Consider the following 21,653-nt stretch of genomic DNA (forward strand, 5'->3'; position numbering starts at 1 on the left):
GTTGACCACACACTGAGTTTACAGCGGGTCAGGGCTGCGTATTTTACGCATTCCCGTTGGGGCGTCAAGTAGTTTTTTCAACTTTCTCAACACTCATCGTTTAGCTTGCTAACCGATGAACTAACTGGGTTATTTGCTTAACTTGCGTTACGCTCATTGCCGTGTCAGTGGATGCGCATTATAGGGAGATTGAGAAAGTCCGCAAGCGCTTTTTATGGTTCATTGAGTCGTACGTCGGTATTTTAAACGTTATGGCCATTTTTTAGCTTAAATACCCCTTTTATAATGAATAGATAAGCTTTTTTATCTAATAATTGATAATTCACGCTCAATATTTCAGCAATGCTCTAGTGTAAAAGTAAATAATTCATTACCATATGACTTGCTGTTAACAGTTATTTATCAATTTTCCATTCATCAGAGAGCATTCTTATGCAAAAGTCATTTCTTATTGTTTTGATTGTCGCCATTGTTGGCGCCTTTGTGCTATTTCAGTTCGCACCTACCCTGCCGGCTTATATTGCCTTTGTTGCAGGTGTTATTGTGACTAGCCTTATTTTCAAACTTGTTCCTGAGACTTCATCATCTCATGCTACAGAAGAACAATATGTTGGTCCTACTATGACACTTTATGTAGGTAACCTGCCTTATCGTGTTCATGAAGGTGAAGTAAAAGTATTATTTGGTGAGTTTGGCCCGGTTAACTCTGTGCGTTTAGTCAGAGATCGTAAGACTGGCCGCCGTAAAGGTTTTGGTTTTGTAGAGATGTCAGAATCTGGCGCTCAGAAAGCCATGGTTAAACTGAACGACTATAGCTTCCAAGAAAGAACCTTAAAAGTAAGAGAAGCAAAAACACAAGATTCAGAAGCTGCCGATCGTACTTCTGAAGAATAGCCTTACCGCTAACCTGTTTTATGTGACGTTATAAGTTTAGTTGGTTGTGGTGATTCGTTCGATAGTTGAAAAGCCACAATCAATTAATGTTCTTATCAAGCCTTCGTTGATTTCCGCTTTAGTATAGAACGCCTGCATTACTGACAGCCCAACTACCTCATCAGTGACTCTGTGCTCTTCCACAATTAGATTTTGTTGCGTTAAAAGCGTAACGACCCGTTTTGCAATCGCGGCGCCAGAATCCAATAGCGTTACGCTCCCCCCCAGTACTTGCTGTAATTCAGCTTTGATCATAGGGAAATGAGTACAACCTAGTACGAGAACATCCAATTGTGCGGCAACGACTGGTGCGAGTAACTGTGCCAATCTATGCATATCCAACATTCCAGTCGCCACTTTTTGTTCTGCCATCATCACTAATTCAGAAAAACCAAAGAGTTCGACATGGCAATCATCAGCAAATTGGCTGATGAGTTCATGGGTATAATGACGCTTAACTGTGCCTGGTGTAGCCAAGAGTCCAATACGTTTACTCTTAGACATCTGTGCCGCGGGTTTGATAGCGGGTACAACGCCCACAACAGGAATACTGAGGTTTGCACGTAATGCCGGTAGCACAACTGTGCTTGCGGTATTGCAGGCAACGACGACAATTGCTGCATTAGTACGGGCGACGAGTTCGCATACTAATTTTACACAACCAGAGATTAATACCTGCTCTTCTAACTCTCCATAGGGCAACCTAGCGTTGTCGAAAAGATAGCAATAATCGCTATGGGGTAAGCTCTTGCGGATTTCAGCCAGTACAGATAAACCACCAATCCCAGAATCAAACACTAATATAGGTCGCGACAAGTAAGTCTCCCGTTTCGGTTACAACAAATAGGCTATACAGATTGAACACATTACTACAAAATTGATTCGATGCTTGATGACCGGATGAATCCAACCAAATACTCATTGAGTACCCATAGAATCACACTCAAGCGCGCGGATTTTCCCACAGCTTTGCGTAAACAGCAAAAGCAAGATGCTGGACATTCGTGTCACCTAGTATAATATTTGCGCCCCAATTTACAGCAACGGTGAATCAAACAATGAACTTAGCAGCAATGGACCCTCAGACTTATGATACGCAGTTAGAACACAAGCGTATCAAGCTAGAACAAGCCTTTGCCCAATTTGAAACACCGAGTGTTGAAGTTTTTGCCTCAGAGCCTGCCAACTACCGTATGCGTGCCGAATTCCGCATGTGGCATGACGGTGACGACTTATACTATTACATGTTCGATAAAGTATTGAATGAGAAAGTACGATGCGATCAATACTTGCCAGCCAGCGTGCTCATCAATCAAATGATGTCGGCCTTAATCGCCGAGCTAAAACCGAATCCTAGTCTAAGACATAAACTGTTCCAAGTGGATTTTTTGTCGACTTTAAGCGGCGAGATCTTAGTGTCCTTGCTTTATCACAGACAGCTTGATGACCAATGGCGCGCCGATGCGGCTGCACTGAAAGCCAAGTTAAGTAGCCAGTTCAACGTCAACATCATCGGCCGTGCCCGTAAGCAAAAAATCGATTTAGATAAAGACTTTGTGGTCGAGTCATTACAAGTAAATGATAAAACCTTCTTATATAAGCAAATCGAAAACAGCTTCACTCAACCGAATGCCAAAGTTTCCGTAAAAATGTTGGAGTGGGCTATCGATGCGACTCAAAATAGTCATGGGGATCTGCTAGAACTCTACTGTGGTAATGGCAATTTCTCTATCGCACTGGCACAAAACTTTAATCGCGTATTAGCCACCGAACTCGCTAAGCCTTCAGTCGATGCGGCGCAATACAACATTGAAGTAAATGGCATTGAAAACCTGCAGATTATTCGTATGTCAGCTGAAGATTTTAGCGATGCTATGGTGAAGAAACGTAGCTTTAGACGCCTAGAAGGTATCGATCTTGACAGTTATGTTTGCAACACCATTTTTGTTGACCCACCACGCGCAGGGATCGATCCGGATACATTGGCATTAGTGCAAGGTTACGAGCGCATTTTATATATATCTTGTAACCCTGAAACCTTAAAAGACAATCTGCAACAGCTAAACCAAACTCACAAAGTGACCCGTTTTGCCTTGTTCGATCAATTCCCCTACACTGACCACATGGAAACGGGGGTCCTGCTAGAGCGTCGTTAGTCGCGTTCAATGTATTGATTAGAGATATAAAACAAAGGAGCCTAGGGCTCCTTTGTTTTATATAAATTAAGTCTGTCGTTCAAACTAGCGATGATCTACCCTATTCTGCAAGGCTTCAGCACCTTTAGCGACCATGCGCAACTGCATGACTAATTGATCGGCAAGTATTTTACGATCGACTCGCTTCATATCTAATGCGGCAGCGCCTGCGTTAAAAACCAAAATCACTAAAGCTTCGGCCTGTGCACGCGCGAGCAATGGGGTTCGCCCCGCTTTTGCCTCGGTATAATGGGCAAGTTCAGAAATAAAATGTTCAATTTCGCGGGCAACTGCTGCACGAAATGCCGCCGAAGTCCCCGAGCGTTCATGCAATAAAATACGGAATACGTTTGGATTAGAATCCAGTACTTCCATAAAGGTATCAACGGAAATACGGATCACACTGCCACCCACTTCAGCTCGCTGACGGCCTTTGCGCATCATCTGCCTTAGGGTTAACCCGCCCTCGTCCACCATAGTAAGACCGAGTTCGTTCATATCTTTAAAATGACGATAAAAAGATGTCGGCGCGATATTAGCTTCCCGAGCAACCTCTCGCAAACTTAAACTTGAGAAACTGCGCTCAGCACTTAGCTGATTAAAGGCCGCATCGACTAAAGCTCTGCGAGTTTTCTCTTTTTGCTGTGCTCGAATACCCATTCTTAAATCCGCTAACTGAATGTAATAACGCGATAATACCGCTTTTAGGCATTAAACACAGCCCCATCGTCCTTGACCAAACAATATAGCTAAGCTAAATTAGCTTACAGATGTACGCTCAAAAGCGAATTTTGGAAACCTATAATGAAAAAACCCCCTATCCTCTGGCTTAATGTCAGTCTGTTTGCCATCACTTTCCTCAGTGCGGTGATTTTAGTTCCATGGCGCGGTATTGTTCACGGCTATGGTGCCAGTGAGTGGATTGCGTTTATTGTGTTAGCCTTTGCCAGTGGTCTGTCGATCACCGCCGGTTATCACAGACTCTGGTCGCATAAGGCCTATAAAGCCCATCCAGCGGTGCGTTTTATATATGCCCTTGGTGGTGCTTTAGCATTACAAAACAGTGCGTTGCACTGGGCATCTGATCACAGAGTCCACCACAAACATGTAGATGATAACGACAAAGATCCGTACTCAGCTAAAATGGGATTTTGGTACAGCCATATAGGTTGGATGCTGCGTGAGTATCAGTCGCAACGCTATCACGATTATCAAAATGTGCGCGATCTGCAAAATGACCGTATTGTCATGTGGCAACACAAACATTACCTCGCACTCGTGTTGCTGATGAACATTGGACTGCCTGCACTGCTTGGTTGGCTCAATGGTGACGTGCTGTCTATGTTATTGATGGCGGGTTTACTGCGTTTAGTGGTGGTGCATCACTGTACATTCTTTATCAACTCGTTAGCGCACGTGTGGGGTAGCCAGCCTTATACCAATAAAAACACTGCGCGTGACAATGGTTTTATCGCCATGTTGACCTACGGTGAGGGCTACCATAATTTCCATCACATCTTTGAAAATGACTATCGCAATGGCATTAAATGGTGGCATTACGACCCCACTAAATGGCTCATTAAAGCTTTATCATGGGCGGGTTTAGCAAAAGACTTACGCACTAGCCCGCAAGAACGTATTGAAAGTGCACGGCTACAGATGCAGCTTTTACGCACTAAAAACAATGTCGTTCACTTGCCTAATGCCGATGAGATTATTGATAAAATTCAATTTGAGTATGAATTAATGAAAGAACACTTAATTGAATACTATCAGGCCCAAAAAATCTTATTGGAAGCGAAACGCAAGCAACTGGTAGATAAACAATTATTGCAACAGGTTGCTGAGTTAAAAACCCGTTTTTTAACTCAAAAAAAGAACTGGCAAAGCCTTACCGCAAGTTATAGCTAAACCACAATTTTACGCTAAAGTCGAACGGCCGCCTTGCATGGTGGCCGTATCGGATTATCATGATGCCTCAATCACTTTAATACAGGATATTGAGTTCATGTCATCTCCCACGGTTACTCTCTCCGAAACGATAAAACTCACAGAATACAGTCACGGTGCAGGCTGCGGTTGTAAGATTTCACCCAAAGTACTGAGCACTATTCTTGCCTCGCAGCTTCCTGTATTCACAGATCCAAATTTACTCGTGGGTAACCAGAGCCGCGACGATGCTGCGGTATACAAACTCAACGACGACGTGGGTATCATCAGCACTACCGATTTTTTCATGCCCATTGTCGATGACCCCTTTACCTTCGGCCGCATTGCAGCGACTAATGCTATCAGTGATATTTATGCCATGGGCGGCACGCCAATTATGGCGATTGCGATTTTAGGTTGGCCAATTAATAAACTGCCAGCCGAGATAGCTCAACAAGTGGTAGATGGTGGACGTCAAGCCTGTATGGAAGCAGGGATTATGTTAGCCGGTGGCCACAGTATCGATGCACCTGAACCGATTTTTGGTCTCGCGGTGACTGGCCAAATTGCATTAAGTGATTTAAAGCAAAATGATACCGCCAAGGCGGGCGATCGCTTATATCTCACTAAACCTATCGGTATTGGTATTCTCACTACGGCGCAAAAACAAAAAAAACTCAAAGATGAAGATTGCCTCATTGCAGTCAATGCGATGTGCCAGCTCAATACTATCGGCACAAAAATGGCCAAAATCGGCGGAGTAAATGCGCTGACTGACGTCACAGGCTTTGGATTGGCAGGGCATTTACTCGAAATGTGCCAAGGCGCCAAGCTCACGGCAAAACTTAAATTTGACACTGTTCCATTACTGCCACGCGCTTTAGATTATTTAGCCTTAGGCTGTGTTCCTGGCGGCACCCACCGCAATTACGATAGTTATGGGGAACACCTACCCAAACTGAACGAACATCAAAAAGCGATTTTGTGCGATCCGCAAACCAGCGGTGGTCTATTAGTTGCCGTCTCTAGCGATGCCGAAGCCGAACTTATCGCCCTGCTCGAGGCACACCAAATAGCGCCAATTTGCATTGGAACGCTTGAAACACCCACTACTCAAGCTAGCGTGGTGTTGTGTTGATACCTAGTCCTATTATTACCGCTGATCAATATCGAGAGATTTTTCTAAATCAACATCCAATCATGGATGCGAGGGCGCCTATCGAATTTGCGCGAGGCGCTTTTCCCAACTCGACTAATTTACCGTTGATGCTTGATGACGAAAGAGAAAGTGTCGGCACTTGTTATAAGCAATTAGGTCAGCAAGCTGCAATTGAACTAGGCCATTCGCTGGTGAATGGCTCAATCAAGCAACAAAGAGTTGAGGCTTGGATAAGCTATTTTAAAGCCAACCCTAATGCTTACCTTTATTGCTTTCGTGGTGGCCTACGCTCGCAACTGACGCAACAATGGCTCAAAGAAGCTGGCATAGAGGTACCCTATATTCAGGGCGGCTATAAAGCCATGCGCCAGTATTTAATGGGGGTGATTGAAACAACGCCAGCACAGCTGCCCTTTTTAAGTTTGAGCGGGATGACGGGCAGCGGTAAAACCGATTTTTTACTACTGCGTAAAGAAGCGGTTGATCTTGAAGGAATAGCCAACCATAGGGGCTCAAGTTTTGGTAAGAACATTGACCCACAGCCAACGCAAATTAACTTCGAAAACCAACTCGCTATTGCCTTACTGCAACATCAAAACAGTGGTGTTGACTATTTATTACTTGAGGATGAAAGCTTTCTTATTGGTCGTTCGGCATTGCCACAAACGTTTTATAACGCCATGCAAACCGCGAATGTCATCGTATTAGAAGAGACTGACGATGCTAGGCTAGACCGTTTACGTAATGAGTATGTGCATAAAATGCATAGCGGATTCTGTGAACGCTTCGGTCTTGAAGCGGGCTTTACCGCTTTTAGCGAATATTTGTTGCAAGGATTAGGCAGTATTAGTAAGCGATTAGGCGGTAAACAGCATCAAGAACTGCAAGATTTAATACAACAGGCCTTAGATCAACAAATCAGCACTAATGACACCTCCCTGCACTTCAGCTGGATAAACCTATTGCTGCAAAAATATTACGATCCTATGTATCAATACCAATTACAGAAAAAGTCTGAACGGGTGCTCTTTAAAGGTTCGCATCAAGCAGTGCACGAATGGTTAGATGGCTATCAGCCTCAATCATAATCTTCAACAGTAATAATCTTCCACAATAGCCATCTTTAGAGGCATCACCGCGAACGTAAAATTCACGGTGATGACGCTATCGATTAAGCCTACAGTTTATGGCTTACCCAGCAGGCTCGCTATTTGAATTCTTAACAAATCTTTATTTGCCACATGACCATCAATAGCGTCAGCTAGAGTAACAGATACCCTTGAGCGAAATCGTATGGGTATTGCCGTTAATGCCTGCCCATCTTTGTGACTAAAATAAGCACCCCACAATCCTTCAAGTGCCATAGAGATCACTGGTACCGGATCTCTGGTTAAGATTTTATCGATATTCGCATTAAACTCACCCAATGTGCCGTCTAACGAGAGTCGCCCCTCAGGAAAAATGCACACCAACTCGTTATTAGATAACGCCTCATGAATCGCCTCAAAGGCTTGGTTATAGGTTGCTTCACTCTGCTTAGGTGAACAGATAGGGATCACGCCTGCGTGACGAAATACAGATTTAAGTAGAGGCTGCTCGTTAGCCGACTTATCCATCACAAAGCGGATTGGCCGTATCGAGGTACCCATAATAATCAATGCATCCACTTCACTCACGTGGTTACAAACTATGATACCCGCTCCTTGCTTAGGAATGTTTTCGCGACCTCTTACTGTCACGCGATACATAACATGACTCAGCAAATAACTGATAAAGCGCAAGGTAAATTCGGGCACTTGTGAATAAACGTAAAGAATTATCCCGAAGTTCATCAAGGCAAGCAGCAGGAATAGTTGTGGGATAGTCCAACCCGCAACACCGAGCAACAACATAGATAACAGTGCAGAAGCCACCATAAATAACGCATTCATAATGTTATTTGCCGCAATAGCCTGAGCACATTCACCCTTAGCTGAGCGCGATTGTATAAAAGCATACAAAGGCACGATAAATAGGCCGCCACTGACGCCAATCATAAAGAAATCTAACATGACTCTAAAATGCTGCGCCTGGCTAATAAAAGTTTTAACGCCGTAAACAACACTGACATCAACAGGTACTGGCGGAATGGCCCACAACAAGTCAATGCCAAAAAGGGTCAACCCGAGTGCGCCAAATGGCAATAAACCTAGCTCAACATGACCGTAAGAAAATCGCTCACAAACAAATGAACCAACAGCAATCCCAATTGAAAACAGACCTAATAGTAACGACACCACTGCGGCACCAGAGTGCAAATGCAGCTTAGTAAAATTGGGAAACTGCGTCAGATAAGTGGCACCTAAAAACCAAAACCAACTAATTGCAATAATCGCCATCCAGATTGATGGTGTTTGGCGAGCTTTTTGAATACTGCGCCAGGTACCCGATAATGGTCTAAAGCGAATTTTTTCGATGATACCTTGCGGGGGTAATGCAGGAATAGCACGGCTGGCCAAATACCCCACCAATGCCAATGTAGTAACAATGATGGCCGACCAAAACGTGCCATTTTCTTCAAAGATGAGTATGCCAGCACTCAAGGTGCCAATTAAAATGGCTAAAAAGGTGCCCATCTCAACCCAAGCATTCCCCGAGACTAACTCGTCCTCTTGTAACGCTTGGGGTAATAAGGAATATTTAACCGGACCAAAATAGGCTGACTGGCTACCGGTTAAAAACAACAGTAATAACATCATCATGTAATTCTCGCTCAAGATTGCGATAGCGGCACTGAACATGATGATAACTTCGAGTAATTTTAATCGGCGGATAAGCTTGGCCTTATCCATATTATCGGCGACCACTCCCGCATGAGCCGAAAATAGAAAAAACGGTAAAATGAATAACCCAGCGGCTAAATTAACAAATAGATCGACACTAATGGGCAAATCCTGCACTTGGCTAAAGGTCACCAATAACAATAAAATATTTTTATAGAAATTATCGTTTAAGGCCCCCAGACACTGCGTGACAAAATAAGGCAAAAAACGTTTAGTTAACAACATGGTCATTCTCTTTAATCGTCGATTGCCTGTAAGTTAATGCAGTATAAGAGCTTTCATGGTGACAAGGTCGGTTGATGTATAGATGGCAACGTGCTCGCTCACACTGAGGAGCGACGATACTGCATCACAATTCTCTCCATGCCTGCACCAAAGTAATCGGCCTCAAAAGTTGAATCAATGAAACCTAAATGCTGATATAAGCCATGGGCAGGGTTACTCGGATCAACGGTTAAACACACCCGCTCAACTGACACTGGCAACTCGGCTAAACATTGTTGCATCAAACGTTTGCCTAATCCCTTTCCGCGAGCATCTTCACTTACAGCAACAGATAAAATCCACATACAAGTAGGATCGCTACTCTGGGCACTGAGCAAATAGCCTTGTAGCTGACTATCTGCATCCACAACCACTAAAAATTGCTCTGGCCAACAATCAAATCCCTGACGGAAGAAAAAATCGGGATAGCTGTGTTCGCCAAAAATGGCCTGCTCAAGCTGATAAACCGAGAATAACTCTGACTTTAATACCGGACGTATAGACTGCATTCGAAAATCATTCACCTATTAAAATCTTATCCCACTCTAAGTTGGGTGCACCCACTACGATGAAGTTAGGGTTTTCTAAGCTCTCGCGCTCATTGTAGGTTAACGGTTGCAGCTCAGTATCCATCAACTGTCCACCCGCTTCCTCGACGATAATTTGCGCGGCTCCCGTGTCCCACTCGCCCGTTGGTCCGACTCGTACATAACAATCAGCACGACCTTCCGCGACAAGACAGCTCTTCAACGCTGCGCCACCCATCACGACTAACTCGCAGTGTTTGGGATGGTTGAATAGGGTCAACACAGATTGAGGGTCCTGACGGCGACTTACGGCCAATCTTAGGGATACCTTTTCACGGTGCTCAATTTGGCGACTGCTAATACGCACTTCTTGTTTATCCGTGCGTTTGTACGCCCCTAAACCAGCAATAGCGTAATAACACACTTGCGTCATAGGCACATAAACTACGCCCATCACGGGACGATTGTGTTCCACCAGCGCGATAATGACTGAAAAATCACCACTGCCCGCGATAAACTCCCCCGTACCATCGAGCGGATCCACCAACCAATAGCGCTTCCAAGATTCACGCACACTCAACGGAATGTCGGCCGCCTCTTCAGATAACACCGGAATATCAGGCGTTAAAGCAGTTAATCGGTCACAAATGATCTTGTTCGCCGCTAAATCTGCGGAAGTGACAGGGGTATTGTCAGACTTCATTTCTCGCTCAAAATTACCTTTGAGATAAATGTCACGGATAGTTATCCCGGCATCGGTCGCAATCACAATAACTTCGTCGATCAACTCTTCTGGCTTCATAACAACTCCAATCGCCTGCTGAGCGAATGTTTTGCAAGCGTGCAAACTCTGAACGCTTAAAAGGAAAAAGATTATTTAAGTTATATACCCAAGCTACCTGAATATACGAGTTTCAGTGCGTTAAATGCCCTTTAAACCCTGCATCTTCTGGATGTTTAGGTATAAATATTTTTGCGCCAAAAACAACGCGCTCACACTACGGGATTCAGAAAAATCGACATCATCGAGCAAGGCTTCCCAATCGGCGAGCGCCCAAGGCACCACATCAATGGGCTCTGGCTCATCACCTTCAAGGCGACTCTCATACAGATCTTCTGCAAGAAAAATTTGCATCTTACTGGAGAAATACCCCGGCGCTAGGCTAAGTTCTTTCAATAGCGTGAGCTTATTCGCCCCAAAGCCAATTTCTTCCTGCAATTCACGGTTAGCTGCTTCGATTGGCGATTCACCTGGGTCGATAAGACCTTTAGGAAAACCGAGCTCGTAATTATCAGTTCCTGCAGCATATTCGCGTGCCAGTAGCATTTGCCCTTGATGAATAGGCACTATCATCACAGCGCCACGACTACCGCCTTTCATGCGCTCATATTGGCGCTCGACACCATTGGAGAACTTAAGATGCACTTGCTCAATTTGAAATAATCGACTTCTCGCGACAATTTCGGTATGCAATATTTCCGGCTTATTCTGCCGCTGCGACATAACTGCCTCTGGATAAAAAAGCGATAAATTAAATAAGGTAAGTGACAATCTTACTATCCTGTCTTTAATCTACAACCTGAATTTGTTACATGCTCCTAATGGTAAGCCACAAATCCTTTGCGATATGCATCACAAACCAAGCCCAGCCTTAAGTGAACACCTTCAAAATATTCTCAAATATGATGTTTTTATTGGATAGTTAAAAGGGGCTGATGCCCCTTTTGATATGCTAACGCTTAAAATTGATATCGTAGATTGAGCTGATAACTGAGGAAATCATTAGGCTCAATATCCACATATTGATATCCCAAACCTACAGACCATGAATCAGTAAATTGATAGCTAAAACGCAAACCTGCATACCAATCTGTACCATCAAGCTCCGTAGTTAAACGGCTATTGCCCATAGTGCTACTGATATCCGCTTGCCACTTAAACAATCCGATGGGTACTTCAAACCGCCAAGCTTCATGTTGGAGTAAAGTGAAACGTAATCCCAGCATGACACCATCGGCCAGTACTGGCGTCACGGCTTTGACCTGCTCATGATATTGCTCAGGGGTGAGACTTGCGCCCTCAATCCTCGCAGTCCCATTACCAAAGTCGGCATAGCCTAATTCGATGGCAACAAAGGGAGTCCATTGATAACCGATACTCACACCCAAAGCAGTATCTTTATCATCAACCGATGTTACCAAGCCTGTCCCCGCTTGTGGCTGTAGATCTCGCCTGCTGCTATCAACCTGAGCTTGCCCGACAAATCCCTCGACGTACCAGTTATCAGCCGCATTTGCTTGATTAACAGAGCCTGCGAGCAACACAGCGCCCAAGACTAATTGATGTAATTTCTTACGACGAATTAAACCCATTGTAAAAATCAAACCTAATGCCCATAAGGACATACTGCCTCCACCCGACTTGTTATCTATCACCACTTCTTGGTATGCCTTAACTGTGATTAACGCTTGCCCAGTTGCTTCGCCGCCCAATCCATCACTAATCTGATAACTCACAGTATCTACTCCATCAAATCCAGTTTTAGGGATATAACGTAGTTTATTAGACTCAACAGAAACCGTTCCTTGCTGCGCGGTTGCGCTGACTAAGGTTAAAACGTTGCCATCGGGATCACTGTCATTACTCAACACATCGAGTAACAAGCTCGTTCTGTCATCTATGGCAGCACTATCGTTCACTGTCGTAGGTGCTGTATTGCCATTAACAATCACAGTCAACTCACTACTCGCAGTACCACCTTTACCATCGGTAATGCTATACACCAGCACATCTGTACCGATGAAATCGGTTGCTGGCGTGTAACTTAACTGCTGATTAGCCAAGATAACTACAGTTCCGAACTCGCTGGTGACTTGTGTAACCGTCAAGGCATCACCATCGCTATCCGTATCATTGGCGAGCACATCGACATCGAGACTCTGATTCCAAGGTAAAGATGCCGTATCTGGGTTCGCCACAGGTAAATGGTTACCATTGAGTATCACTGACACGCCACTTGGGTCAACAATGGTTCGGTTAGCGACGTCATCGTCATCGTTTGGCCCACCATCTTCTATGGTTAACTGCACACACCAATGGCCTTCAGTTAATCCAGAAGTCCAACGATTATCTCCAGGAGGAGGGCAGAAACCACGCTCGCCTTCACTACTGGCGACACTATTACGCGCATCAATCACAAAATCCTTCCAACCATTTTGGGCTTGATACTTACGATATACTGCATTGGCAGGAACTGGCGAACGTTGTGGTATCACCAGACTGTAACTCTGCCCTTGTTGCGGTAGTCCTGTAGCAATAAAGTCAAAAATTCCTCCCACATTGGCCGCGATACTGTCTTCAGGAACCAGATTAGGTAATAGTTGAATACCACTTTGCTCTTGCATCAGTGCAATATTACCTAAGCGTAAGCACACGCCCGCTTGCCCCTCTGCCAGGAAGTACACAGGCTGCAACTCACCTTCAGGCATCACGTTACAATCATTGATTGCATCCAAGTAATCTGGAATGCCATCGCGGTCTGTATCGGTAAATCCCTCTTGGTTATCAGGGATCAAATCACCGTCGGTATCAGTCCCAGTCAGAGGTGGCAAAGATGGGCGCACAACAATATAAACTTTCTCGGTGGTAGACAGCACGGGTAAGCCGCTATCCGTCACAGTCAGGCTCACAGGATAAATGCCCGGCAAGACCTCTGTCGGCAAGAAGAACATCCCCGCATCATCGGACTGCAAGTTCAGCGCGCCACTCGACCATACAGATGTCAAAGTATCGTTCATGTTGGCATCGCTAATCTGCGCATGAATATGAACCTCGCCACCATTTTGTGCCACGATCAACTGACGTTCACCCGCTTGAGTCACCTCAAGAGTCACGCTCGGGGCAATGTTAGCCTCAGTGATCGACACTTGTGTTTGCTTCTTACTGCCTAAATTCAAACTTGGATCTAGGCTGATCAGCACCTCTTCTTCAGCCTCAACTTCCCCATCCTCTATGGTTCTAAAGTGAATATGGGCCAATGTACCTGAAGTAATCTCCACTACCGCATCGACTAAGTCATGATCATTGCTGTCCGCGGAACCTGAAACAGTATAAGGAACTGATATTGGATACTCAGGCGCTACACCGTTTAAGTGAATACTAACAACAACCTCATTACCCTCACCCACGACTTGATCTTTACTCAAGGAAATTAATGGATGCACTTTTACTTTCTGAGCCTTAGTCGCTTTATTGCCATCACGATCTACGGCTTGCCAGTAAGCAAGGTAACTACCAGGGGCAAAGAATAAACGCTTATCGACCAAAGAAACGGGCAGTGGATGACCATTACGATCGACGGCCTTCGCAAACCCTAGATCCACCCGAGTGAACAAGCCTGTTGCATTAACCTCAACATCACTAGGTACAGTAATAACAGGTAAATTGTCAGCCTCCCCACCTTCTACCAGTAAGTTTACTTTTGCACTTGCGCGCCCTTTCTGACCATCACTAATGGTATAACGAAGTGCAACCGGACCAACATAAGCTGCAGGGGCAGTAAATATGAGTCCATCAGCAGTAATCTGCACATTACCTATGTCTGCTGCCGCGCCATCGATAGTCAAAGCATCACCGTCCACATCAACATCATTATCTAGCGCAGGTAGTGTGTATTTATCATCCGCGGTGCTGGCTAGAGTGTAATTATCATCTACAGCTTGTGGGTCATCATTCACTGGCGTGACATTCATGGTGATAGTTGCAGGCTCAGAACTCAGTTCAGCATCCTTAGCAATAAAGCTTATCTGATCTGCACCGTTGAAATCTTTCTCCGGTGTGTATAACCACACAGTTCCATGCTGCTCCAAAGTGCCCGATTCAGGTTGGCTCACCACTTCATAGGTAAGAGGATCACTATCTGCATCCTCCGCGGTAAGCGTGATCATCACAGAGCTATCTTCCTCTAAGGTCACACTTGCACTCGTCGCAACAGGCGCATCGTTAACGTTAGTCACTGTAATGCTAAAGGACTGCTCAGCCGTTAAGCCATCTATGTCCGTCACACGCAGTAACACAGCATGACTGCCCACATCCGCATTGCCTGGCGTGCCACTGAGTAACCCTGTCGCCGTGTTGAAACTCAACCAGCTTGGTATCGTCACCGCACTAAATGTCAGTACGTCGTCCATATCGACATCTGTAGCGGCAAAGGTATAGCTGTAAACAGCGTCTTGCACTGCGGCCGTAGTTGCTGTTGAAGTGATGGTAGGTGCGTCGTTGCTATTAGTGACTGTAATATTAAACGATTGATCTGCTGTTAATCCGTCAGCGTCCGTCACTCGCAGTAACACAGCATGACTGCCCACATCCGCATTGCTCGGCATACCACTGAGTAAACCTGTCACCGAGTTGAAACTCAACCAGCTCGGTTTGGTCACTACACTGAGGGTTAACACAGCACCCACATCTAAGTCTGTAGCTATCACTGTGTAACTGTAAGCTATATCTTGAGTTGCTGTAGTGATGGCTGGAGAGCTAATCACAGGTGCATCGTTGACGTTGGTCACAATAACTATGAAGGATTGGTCAGCCGTTAAGCCATCTGTGTCTGTCACCCTTAGCGTCACTGGGTGAGAACCCACATCAGCATTAGTAGGCGTGCCGCTTAATACACCAGTCGCGGCGTTGAAGCTTAGCCAGCTAGGCTTAGTTATCGCGCTTAACGTAAGTACATCGCCCACATCAGCATCCGCAGCCGCAAAGATGTAGTTATACGCTGCATCTTGGGTCGCTGCAGTCATAGCCATAGAACTAATCGTCGGTGCATCGTTCACGTTCGTCACTGTTAAATTAAACGCTGGTAGACTCGCGGATAAAGCGCCATCAGAAACGCTGATAACAATTCCGTTAGTCACACCAACATCTTGATTTAATGGAATACCAGACAACATGCCTGTCGCGGTGTTAAACGTTGCCCACGTAGGTTTATTACTAATACTAAAGCTAAGTGTATCTCCCACAGAGTCAGACGCTGTTGGCGTAAACTGGTACGAAGCATCCTGATTCACTATTAATATCGGCGAACCACTAATAGTCGGTGCACCATTTGGCGTCACAGAGTTACTCGCACTTGAAGCATTACCACTTCCCACAGTATTCGCCGCAGTAACACTAAATGTATAGGCCGTACCATTTGAAAGCCCTGGAACTGTAATTGGAGATCCTGCTCCCGAACCCGTAAAACCACCGGGGCTAGAAGTCACCGTATAACCCGTAATCGCTGCACCGCCGATAAATATAGGTGCAAAGAATGACACTGCAGCCTGGGCATCGCCCGCAGTGGCAGTGGCAGCAGTTGGTGCACCGGGCACTACCGCATTCACCGCAAAACTACGACTTATCTGGGTAGCCGCTAAGTAGCTGCTATTACCGGCTTGATCCGCATTAATCGTACAGGTGCCTGTGGTGACAAAGGTCAAGGCACCCACACTGGTGATGGTACAAACACCGGTGGTCGATGAGGTAAATACCGGTGTTAAACTCGAATCTGCGGTTGCAGTCAGGGTTGGTGCGGTGCCGAAGTCTTGTGCCCCCGGGTTATTAAAGGTAATCGTCTGATTCGCCGCCGGTGTAACTGAGTTGGATGCCGTCGATGCCGAACCGGTACCCGCCGAGTTGGTGGCGGTTACGGTAAAGGTGTAAGCCACACCGTTGGTCAAGCCTGTTACTGTGATGGGCGAACCAGCACCAACCTCAGTAATACCACCAGGACTAGAGTTCACTGTGTAACCGGTAATGGCAGTGCCACCGGTGCTGGCAGGCGCAATAAACGCAACGCTGGCCTGGGTATCGCCTGCGGTTGCGCTGCCGATAGTCGGTGCATCAGGAACTATGGCATTAACGGTAAAGGAACGGCTTACCGTAGTGGCCGCATTGGTCGCTGCATTGCCGGTCTGGTCGGCATCAATCGTACAGGTGCCTGCTGCCACAAAGGTCAAGGCGACTCCACTTACTGTACATACACCGGTCGTAGACGACGTAAAGGTGATGGTGAGCCCGGTATCTGAGGTTGCAGACAAGTTGGGTGTGGTACCAAAGTTCTGTGCACCGGGGTTGGCAAACGTAATTATCTGGTCGGCTTTGGGGGTTGCCGAGTTGGATGCACCGGAAACCACACTGGTACCCGCCGCGTTGGTTGCCGTGACGGTGAAGGTATAGGCAGTACCGTTAGTTAAGCCGGTCACCGTAGCGGTACAGGCCGCCGGGCCAGCACACTGTCCGGTCGCGCCGCCAGGGCTGGCGATCGCGGTGTAGGTAGTGATAGCCGAGCCACCATTATCGCCAGGGGCGGTAAAGGTTACCTCTACCTGCCCATCGCCTGCGGTGGCTGTGCCAATGGTGGGCGCATCGGGGGCGGTTGGAATAGCCACAGTATGAGTCGACCCGGCAGTAAATGCCGCCACGCCGTTACCGGCATCGTCCACAATATTGGTTGAACCATTCAGATTGACCTTGATGGTGCCATTACCGGTAATACCGCTAACGGTCACATCCACACTGGAACCCGAAGAAGCTGAAACGCCGGAAATTGTGCCGTTGGCGCTGCCCGTAAGTCCAAGTGCAAAATCATCCGTCGATAGATTGCTCACTGACTCATTAAAGGTCACGGTGAAATCCACACTGACATCCGTTGATACCGCACCGCCATCAGGAGCCGTGCTGGAGACGGTCGGCGCAATATTATCGACCGTCGCGTTAGTCGCATCGGCAGTCGTTGTGGCATTGCCCGCGTTATCGATTGAGCTGAAAGAAATATTTCGACTAGTGGTGTCAATGGCACCAGCAACAACAGTGTAGGTTGCTGTCCAGGTACCACTGCTGTTCGTTGCGGCAACGGCAGCACCACCGCCAAATTGGGAGAAGTTGACGGTGGCCGCGCTGATGATATCGGTATTGTTATCACCGCCTGCGGTGTTGTTCCAGGTTGCAGTGACGGTATCGCCAATTTTATAGGCGCCGCCGGTTCCGCTTGCGCCGGAAATACTGATATTGGCATTGCTGACTGTCGGAGCGATGCTATCGACGGTGGCATTGGTGGTGTCGGCAGCAGTGTCGCTCCCGCCTGAACTAGTCGCTGTCACACTAACGTTACGACTAGTGGTGTCCACTGCACCTGAAACAATGGTGTAAGTAGCAGTCCAGGTATTACTGCTATTTGTTGCGACTACAGCACCACCACCGCCAAATTGTGAGAAGTCAACAGTTACGCCGGTAATACCAGAATTGTTATCGCCACCGGCGGTGTTATTCCAGGTAGCGGTAACTGTGTCGCCAATTTTATAAGCACCACCAGTACCACTTGCGCCGGAAATGCTGATGTTACCGTTAGAGACCGTTGGAACCGGGCTATAACTGGTATCGGTAGTACCACCGCCTGTTGTGCGAATCTGCGAAGTGGCAGTACCAGCTGCTCCATTTGAACTTCCACCGTTGTTGGTAATGCCTATACCTCCAGCAGCCGCTGCGTTTCCTGTGGCTAGTGACGTGTTGGTACTGGTATCGATTTGTACAGTCCCCCCAACATTCCAGATGGCACCAATAGCAGAGCCCGCATCACCGCCATTTCCACTGATTCCAGTAGCTCCACCGCCACCGCCTCCACCGCCTGCCGCAACGTTATTGGTGATACTGCTACCAGTGATTGTCAGCAAACCGGTATTGTAAATACCGCCTGCAGCATTACCGCCACGTCCCCCTCCAAACGAGTATCCGCCACCGCCACCTCCACCGCCAATACTGATCGGACCATTTGTAGCGCTGCCGCCGTTACCGCCGTTGGTGTAGCTGTTTCCGTAGCTGGCGCCCGCGCCGCCAGTGCTCGAACCACCACCACCAACCAGATTACCGAATCCAGCGCCATCGCCCCCAGTGCCTGCTGAGGCTGAGCCTGCCGTATGCGTCGGATTAGTACCGCCCGCACCGCCAAACGTCGCTCCAAAACCACCACCACCACCACCTGCGCCACCGCCACCACCTGCGCCACCACCACCACCACCACCGCCTGCCGCCTTACCACCGGTAATTGTGCTGTTTGTAATGGTCAGCGTACCCGTGTTGCGGATATTGGCGCCTAATGCGTCCCCACCAGCAATCCCCACGGCATTACCCGGGGTATTGCCACCAGCACCGGTGAGAAAGCCATTGCTGATAGTGAGGTTGCTAATAGCAACTGATGAGCCAGCACCGGACGTAGACACATCCAGCACACGGGTTTGGTTATTTCCACTCAGGGTAAAACCACCACCAACAATACTCATGGTTTGGCCATCAGTCACATTGATTGCGATGGCGTCAGCTGCCGAGGCAAAGGTGATATTTCCCGTCAGAGTGATAGTGTCAGCTACACCATCGGTGTTTCCCGTGGCGATTGCTGCCTTGAGCTGAGCGACCGAATTAACACTTGCTGTATGCAAAGTGCTTTCGTAATCGTTCATAGCGGCCAAGTTCATCACCGGTGTGCTTTTAATTGCACCGGTCGCAATTTCCAACTCCCAATCACCACCGTTTTTTACATTCCCCGTTTTATTTACTGACGCCGCTACATCTGCTCCTGTTGCCAATGCCAATTGATTAACAAAAGTTTGCCCCTCTGCACCCGCACCAACATCACAACCGAACAGCAAAATATCTCCACCAGCGCGCAGTGAATGTTTGATTGTTTGTAATTCATTGGCATAAGTATTGAGATTCTTGCTGGAGACAAATCCATTCCCCAATTGCAGTTGACCTGCATCACCATGAGAAATAATTTGAATGGATTGAATATCACGCTGTTGCACGAGTGCACGTGCAATTTGTTGCAGTCCATCTTCTTCTGGGTTGAGATAGATGACTTCAGTACCTTTGGCGATATTCATTAACAGCTGATCTGCATCAGGTACTCGGCTATCTACAAATACTAAAATCAAGTTTGATTTAGCTGCAATACTAGCAACGCTAGTTGATGCGTGGGTAGCAGGTATAAACTGCAGCATTGGAGCAGCGTAGGCACACTGGATCGCTGTCGCCAAGGCGCACCATAAGTTTCGTGCATTAGGCGCATGGGAGACACGATTAAAGGCTTGAACTGGGTTAGCCTTGGGGACATTGATCCATGACATAATGTTTCCTCGATAATCGCTCTAAACGATTAAATAATGTTTTACTAACTTAATATTGCTGTTTGGCTTTTATGTTACTGGTAGCGATTTTTTTATCCTGATCACATTAGCTTCACTGAAAGGTTCGTCATTCCAAAAACTCAAACTGGTGTACTGATTAAATAAATCGGGCGGTAAAATAGTGTTGCGATGTTGAGCCGCCACTTTCGAACGAACACGGTGCAATCCGTCTAGCCCCAGTGCCTGGTCAAACTCCGGCGCATCGTATTGAACATTATTAAAATCATGTTCGTACCACGGCTCGCCGATAAATTCGTATACCAGCCGCATTACCTTTTCTGGTGTTTCAGCGAGCAGATCGTATTCAATTAACAACAATGATTTCGCATGCTGGCCATAATAAGCATCCTTCAACGCAGCCCAGGCAAAACCCACTAAACGATTACGCTGTGCAAGTGTCTCGACCCGGCTATAAACCGTATTGCGCTCTATATCATCGTTATACAGCTTGGTATTTTCAAAAGGATTGGCGCGATAAATTTTTTCGATGCTATCCATAACCCAAGCCACATTGCGCACGCAAGCAATCACTTTGGCTTGGGGATACAAGTCCATTAGCGCGGGCAATTTGGCTGGCCAGATACGATTGGTATCAAAAATAATATCTTTGTCTTTTTCGTCTGCGTAATAACTTTCAAAAAGTCCTTTCAGCAGTCGTCGTCGCTGGGTTTGAGTAATTACAGAACCGTATTCACTACCCGCGCTGAATTGGTTGAGTAAACCATTGAACAACCCCCCTACAGGGCTGCTCATTCCCGCATAAAAACGCGGATTTTGACGCAGTAGCGCCGCCAATAATGTGGAACCTGAGCGCGGCAGGCCGGAGATAAAATGAAACGGTTGGTTATTATCCAAAATGCATTCTCACAAAGGTAACGGCCATCAAATTACCCGATTTCAACCATCAGGTAGGCGTCCATTGCGTAACTTAATTAATAAGTTACAACAACAGCTAATTACGAGAAGGGTATATTCCCTCAAGAGCAATGATGAAGTTCATACCAAGGTAAGGATTGCGAAGAGCGACTGGTTGACTGCCACCAGAATTTTGTACCGTAACACTAACTGTTGATTGGTTACCCATATTAACGGGCCCACTCAATTGATCTGACCAGATAGCTGCAGCAGCAGGCGAGCCGCCAATAGATCCACCAAGAATATTGTTGGTAGCGGTCGGCGCCAACGCAGGATTCGATGGCGTACCACCAACAGAAATGCTTGCAGTACCTGTTGCCGCATGATTGTGAGCGGGCATATTAAGGGTAGTCAACGTCGTGCTTTCAACACCACCAACCTGGCCCAATTGAACATTAGTTAAACCACCACCTGTACCCGTACCTACAGGGCTGCGGCTTTGCAGGTTAGGCAATGCAAAAGTCGTTACACCATCACCACCATAGTTAGTGCCCAACAGCGAGAACAACGCAGAATTGCTGGATATTGCCAGCAACTGGCCATTACAGAGTGCCCAGCCACGCGGGGCGTATGTACCAGCAAACATGCGAATTTCGCCCATAAATGGATCTGACATTGTTTTTCTCCTTAAAATAACGATTTTGTCTATTTAACGTTTTTCAACGAAATGATTACTCACGACATTTAA

General features: G+C 46.6%; 14 protein-coding genes. 5 read left to right on the forward strand and 9 right to left on the reverse strand.

What is annotated here, in order from left to right:
* Window positions 1–432 precede the first annotated feature (432 nt).
* Window positions 433–894 carry an RNA-binding protein gene (locus ACRN9H_RS11510; RefSeq protein WP_432313792.1) on the forward strand — a complete coding sequence of 154 codons (462 nt, stop codon included), beginning with the start codon at window positions 433–435 and terminating at the stop codon, window positions 892–894.
* Between the two features lie 36 nt (window positions 895–930).
* Here the strand turns inward: ACRN9H_RS11510 and murI are convergent, their stop codons facing one another.
* Window positions 931–1,749: a glutamate racemase gene (gene murI / locus ACRN9H_RS11515; RefSeq protein WP_432313794.1), complete on the reverse strand. Its 819-nt coding sequence runs from the start codon at window positions 1,747–1,749 to the stop codon at window positions 931–933.
* A 242-nt stretch (window positions 1,750–1,991) separates the two neighbouring features.
* Here murI and trmA point away from each other — a divergent pair, with 242 nt between their 5' ends.
* Entirely contained in the window at window positions 1,992–3,089 is a 1,098-nt protein-coding gene (trmA, locus tag ACRN9H_RS11520) for a tRNA (uridine(54)-C5)-methyltransferase TrmA (RefSeq protein ID WP_432313795.1), read from the forward strand.
* Window positions 3,090–3,173: 84 nt separating this feature from the next.
* Here the strand turns inward: trmA and fabR are convergent, their stop codons facing one another.
* Complete coding sequence (gene fabR / locus ACRN9H_RS11525) at window positions 3,174–3,788, reverse strand: HTH-type transcriptional repressor FabR (RefSeq protein ID WP_432313797.1); 615 nt, start codon at window positions 3,786–3,788, stop codon at window positions 3,174–3,176.
* Between the two features lie 144 nt (window positions 3,789–3,932).
* Here fabR and ACRN9H_RS11530 point away from each other — a divergent pair, with 144 nt between their 5' ends.
* From ACRN9H_RS11530 to mnmH, 3 genes are all read left to right on the forward strand, one after another.
* Window positions 3,933–5,039 carry an acyl-CoA desaturase gene (locus ACRN9H_RS11530; RefSeq protein WP_432313799.1) on the forward strand — a complete coding sequence of 369 codons (1,107 nt, stop codon included), beginning with the start codon at window positions 3,933–3,935 and terminating at the stop codon, window positions 5,037–5,039.
* 97 nt (window positions 5,040–5,136) lie between these two features.
* Entirely contained in the window at window positions 5,137–6,195 is a 1,059-nt protein-coding gene (gene selD, locus ACRN9H_RS11535; protein WP_432313801.1) for a selenide, water dikinase SelD, read from the forward strand.
* Window positions 6,195–7,304, forward strand: a complete 1,110-nt coding sequence (gene mnmH, locus ACRN9H_RS11540) for a tRNA 2-selenouridine(34) synthase MnmH (protein ID WP_432313930.1) — start codon at window positions 6,195–6,197, stop codon at window positions 7,302–7,304. Before selD ends, mnmH begins: the two co-directional genes overlap by 1 nt.
* A gap of 96 nt (window positions 7,305–7,400) precedes the next feature.
* On the opposite strand, the gene ACRN9H_RS11545 is transcribed toward mnmH, so the two are convergent.
* From ACRN9H_RS11545 to ACRN9H_RS11575, 7 genes are all read right to left on the reverse strand, one after another.
* Complete coding sequence (locus tag ACRN9H_RS11545) at window positions 7,401–9,263, reverse strand: MFS transporter (RefSeq protein ID WP_432313802.1); 1,863 nt, start codon at window positions 9,261–9,263, stop codon at window positions 7,401–7,403.
* A gap of 98 nt (window positions 9,264–9,361) precedes the next feature.
* The gene (locus tag ACRN9H_RS11550; RefSeq protein ID WP_432313804.1) at window positions 9,362–9,811 is read right to left on the reverse strand and encodes a GNAT family N-acetyltransferase; all 450 of its coding nucleotides are present in this window, start codon (window positions 9,809–9,811) and stop codon (window positions 9,362–9,364) included.
* A gap of 7 nt (window positions 9,812–9,818) precedes the next feature.
* Entirely contained in the window at window positions 9,819–10,631 is an 813-nt protein-coding gene (cysQ, locus tag ACRN9H_RS11555) for a 3'(2'),5'-bisphosphate nucleotidase CysQ (protein WP_432313806.1), read from the reverse strand.
* A 120-nt stretch (window positions 10,632–10,751) separates the two neighbouring features.
* Entirely contained in the window at window positions 10,752–11,333 is a 582-nt protein-coding gene (nudE, locus tag ACRN9H_RS11560) for an ADP compounds hydrolase NudE (RefSeq protein WP_432313808.1), read from the reverse strand.
* A 236-nt stretch (window positions 11,334–11,569) separates the two neighbouring features.
* Entirely contained in the window at window positions 11,570–19,990 is an 8,421-nt protein-coding gene (locus tag ACRN9H_RS11565) for an Ig-like domain-containing protein (protein ID WP_432313809.1), read from the reverse strand.
* Between the two features lie 69 nt (window positions 19,991–20,059).
* Complete coding sequence (locus ACRN9H_RS11570) at window positions 20,060–20,905, reverse strand: sulfotransferase family protein (protein WP_432313811.1); 846 nt, start codon at window positions 20,903–20,905, stop codon at window positions 20,060–20,062.
* 97 nt (window positions 20,906–21,002) lie between these two features.
* The gene (locus ACRN9H_RS11575; protein ID WP_432313813.1) at window positions 21,003–21,551 is read right to left on the reverse strand and encodes a phage tail protein; all 549 of its coding nucleotides are present in this window, start codon (window positions 21,549–21,551) and stop codon (window positions 21,003–21,005) included.
* Window positions 21,552–21,653: the final 102 nt, after the last annotated feature.

It is taken from the genome of Shewanella sp. MF08487 (assembly GCF_050848685.1).
Lineage (GTDB): Bacteria > Pseudomonadota > Gammaproteobacteria > Enterobacterales > Shewanellaceae > Shewanella > Shewanella glacialipiscicola.

Bases quoted from the DNA above. Each gene is read 5' to 3' on its own strand.
- nudE (WP_432313808.1), bottom strand. From the start codon at position 11,333: ATGTCGCAGCGGCAGAATAAGCCGGAAATATTGCATACCGAAATTGTC.
- ACRN9H_RS11575 (WP_432313813.1), bottom strand. From the start codon at position 21,551: ATGTTTGCTGGTACATACGCCCCGCGTGGCTGGGCACTCTGTAATGGC.
- ACRN9H_RS11545 (WP_432313802.1), bottom strand. From the start codon at position 9,263: ATGTTGTTAACTAAACGTTTTTTGCCTTATTTTGTCACGCAGTGTCTG.
- fabR (WP_432313797.1), bottom strand. From the start codon at position 3,788: ATGGGTATTCGAGCACAGCAAAAAGAGAAAACTCGCAGAGCTTTAGTC.
- ACRN9H_RS11565 (WP_432313809.1), bottom strand. From the start codon at position 19,990: ATGTCATGGATCAATGTCCCCAAGGCTAACCCAGTTCAAGCCTTTAAT.
- ACRN9H_RS11510 (WP_432313792.1), top strand. From the start codon at position 433: ATGCAAAAGTCATTTCTTATTGTTTTGATTGTCGCCATTGTTGGCGCC.
- cysQ (WP_432313806.1), bottom strand. From the start codon at position 10,631: ATGAAGCCAGAAGAGTTGATCGACGAAGTTATTGTGATTGCGACCGAT.
- ACRN9H_RS11530 (WP_432313799.1), top strand. From the start codon at position 3,933: ATGAAAAAACCCCCTATCCTCTGGCTTAATGTCAGTCTGTTTGCCATC.
- trmA (WP_432313795.1), top strand. From the start codon at position 1,992: ATGAACTTAGCAGCAATGGACCCTCAGACTTATGATACGCAGTTAGAA.
- ACRN9H_RS11550 (WP_432313804.1), bottom strand. From the start codon at position 9,811: ATGCAGTCTATACGTCCGGTATTAAAGTCAGAGTTATTCTCGGTTTAT.
- selD (WP_432313801.1), top strand. From the start codon at position 5,137: ATGTCATCTCCCACGGTTACTCTCTCCGAAACGATAAAACTCACAGAA.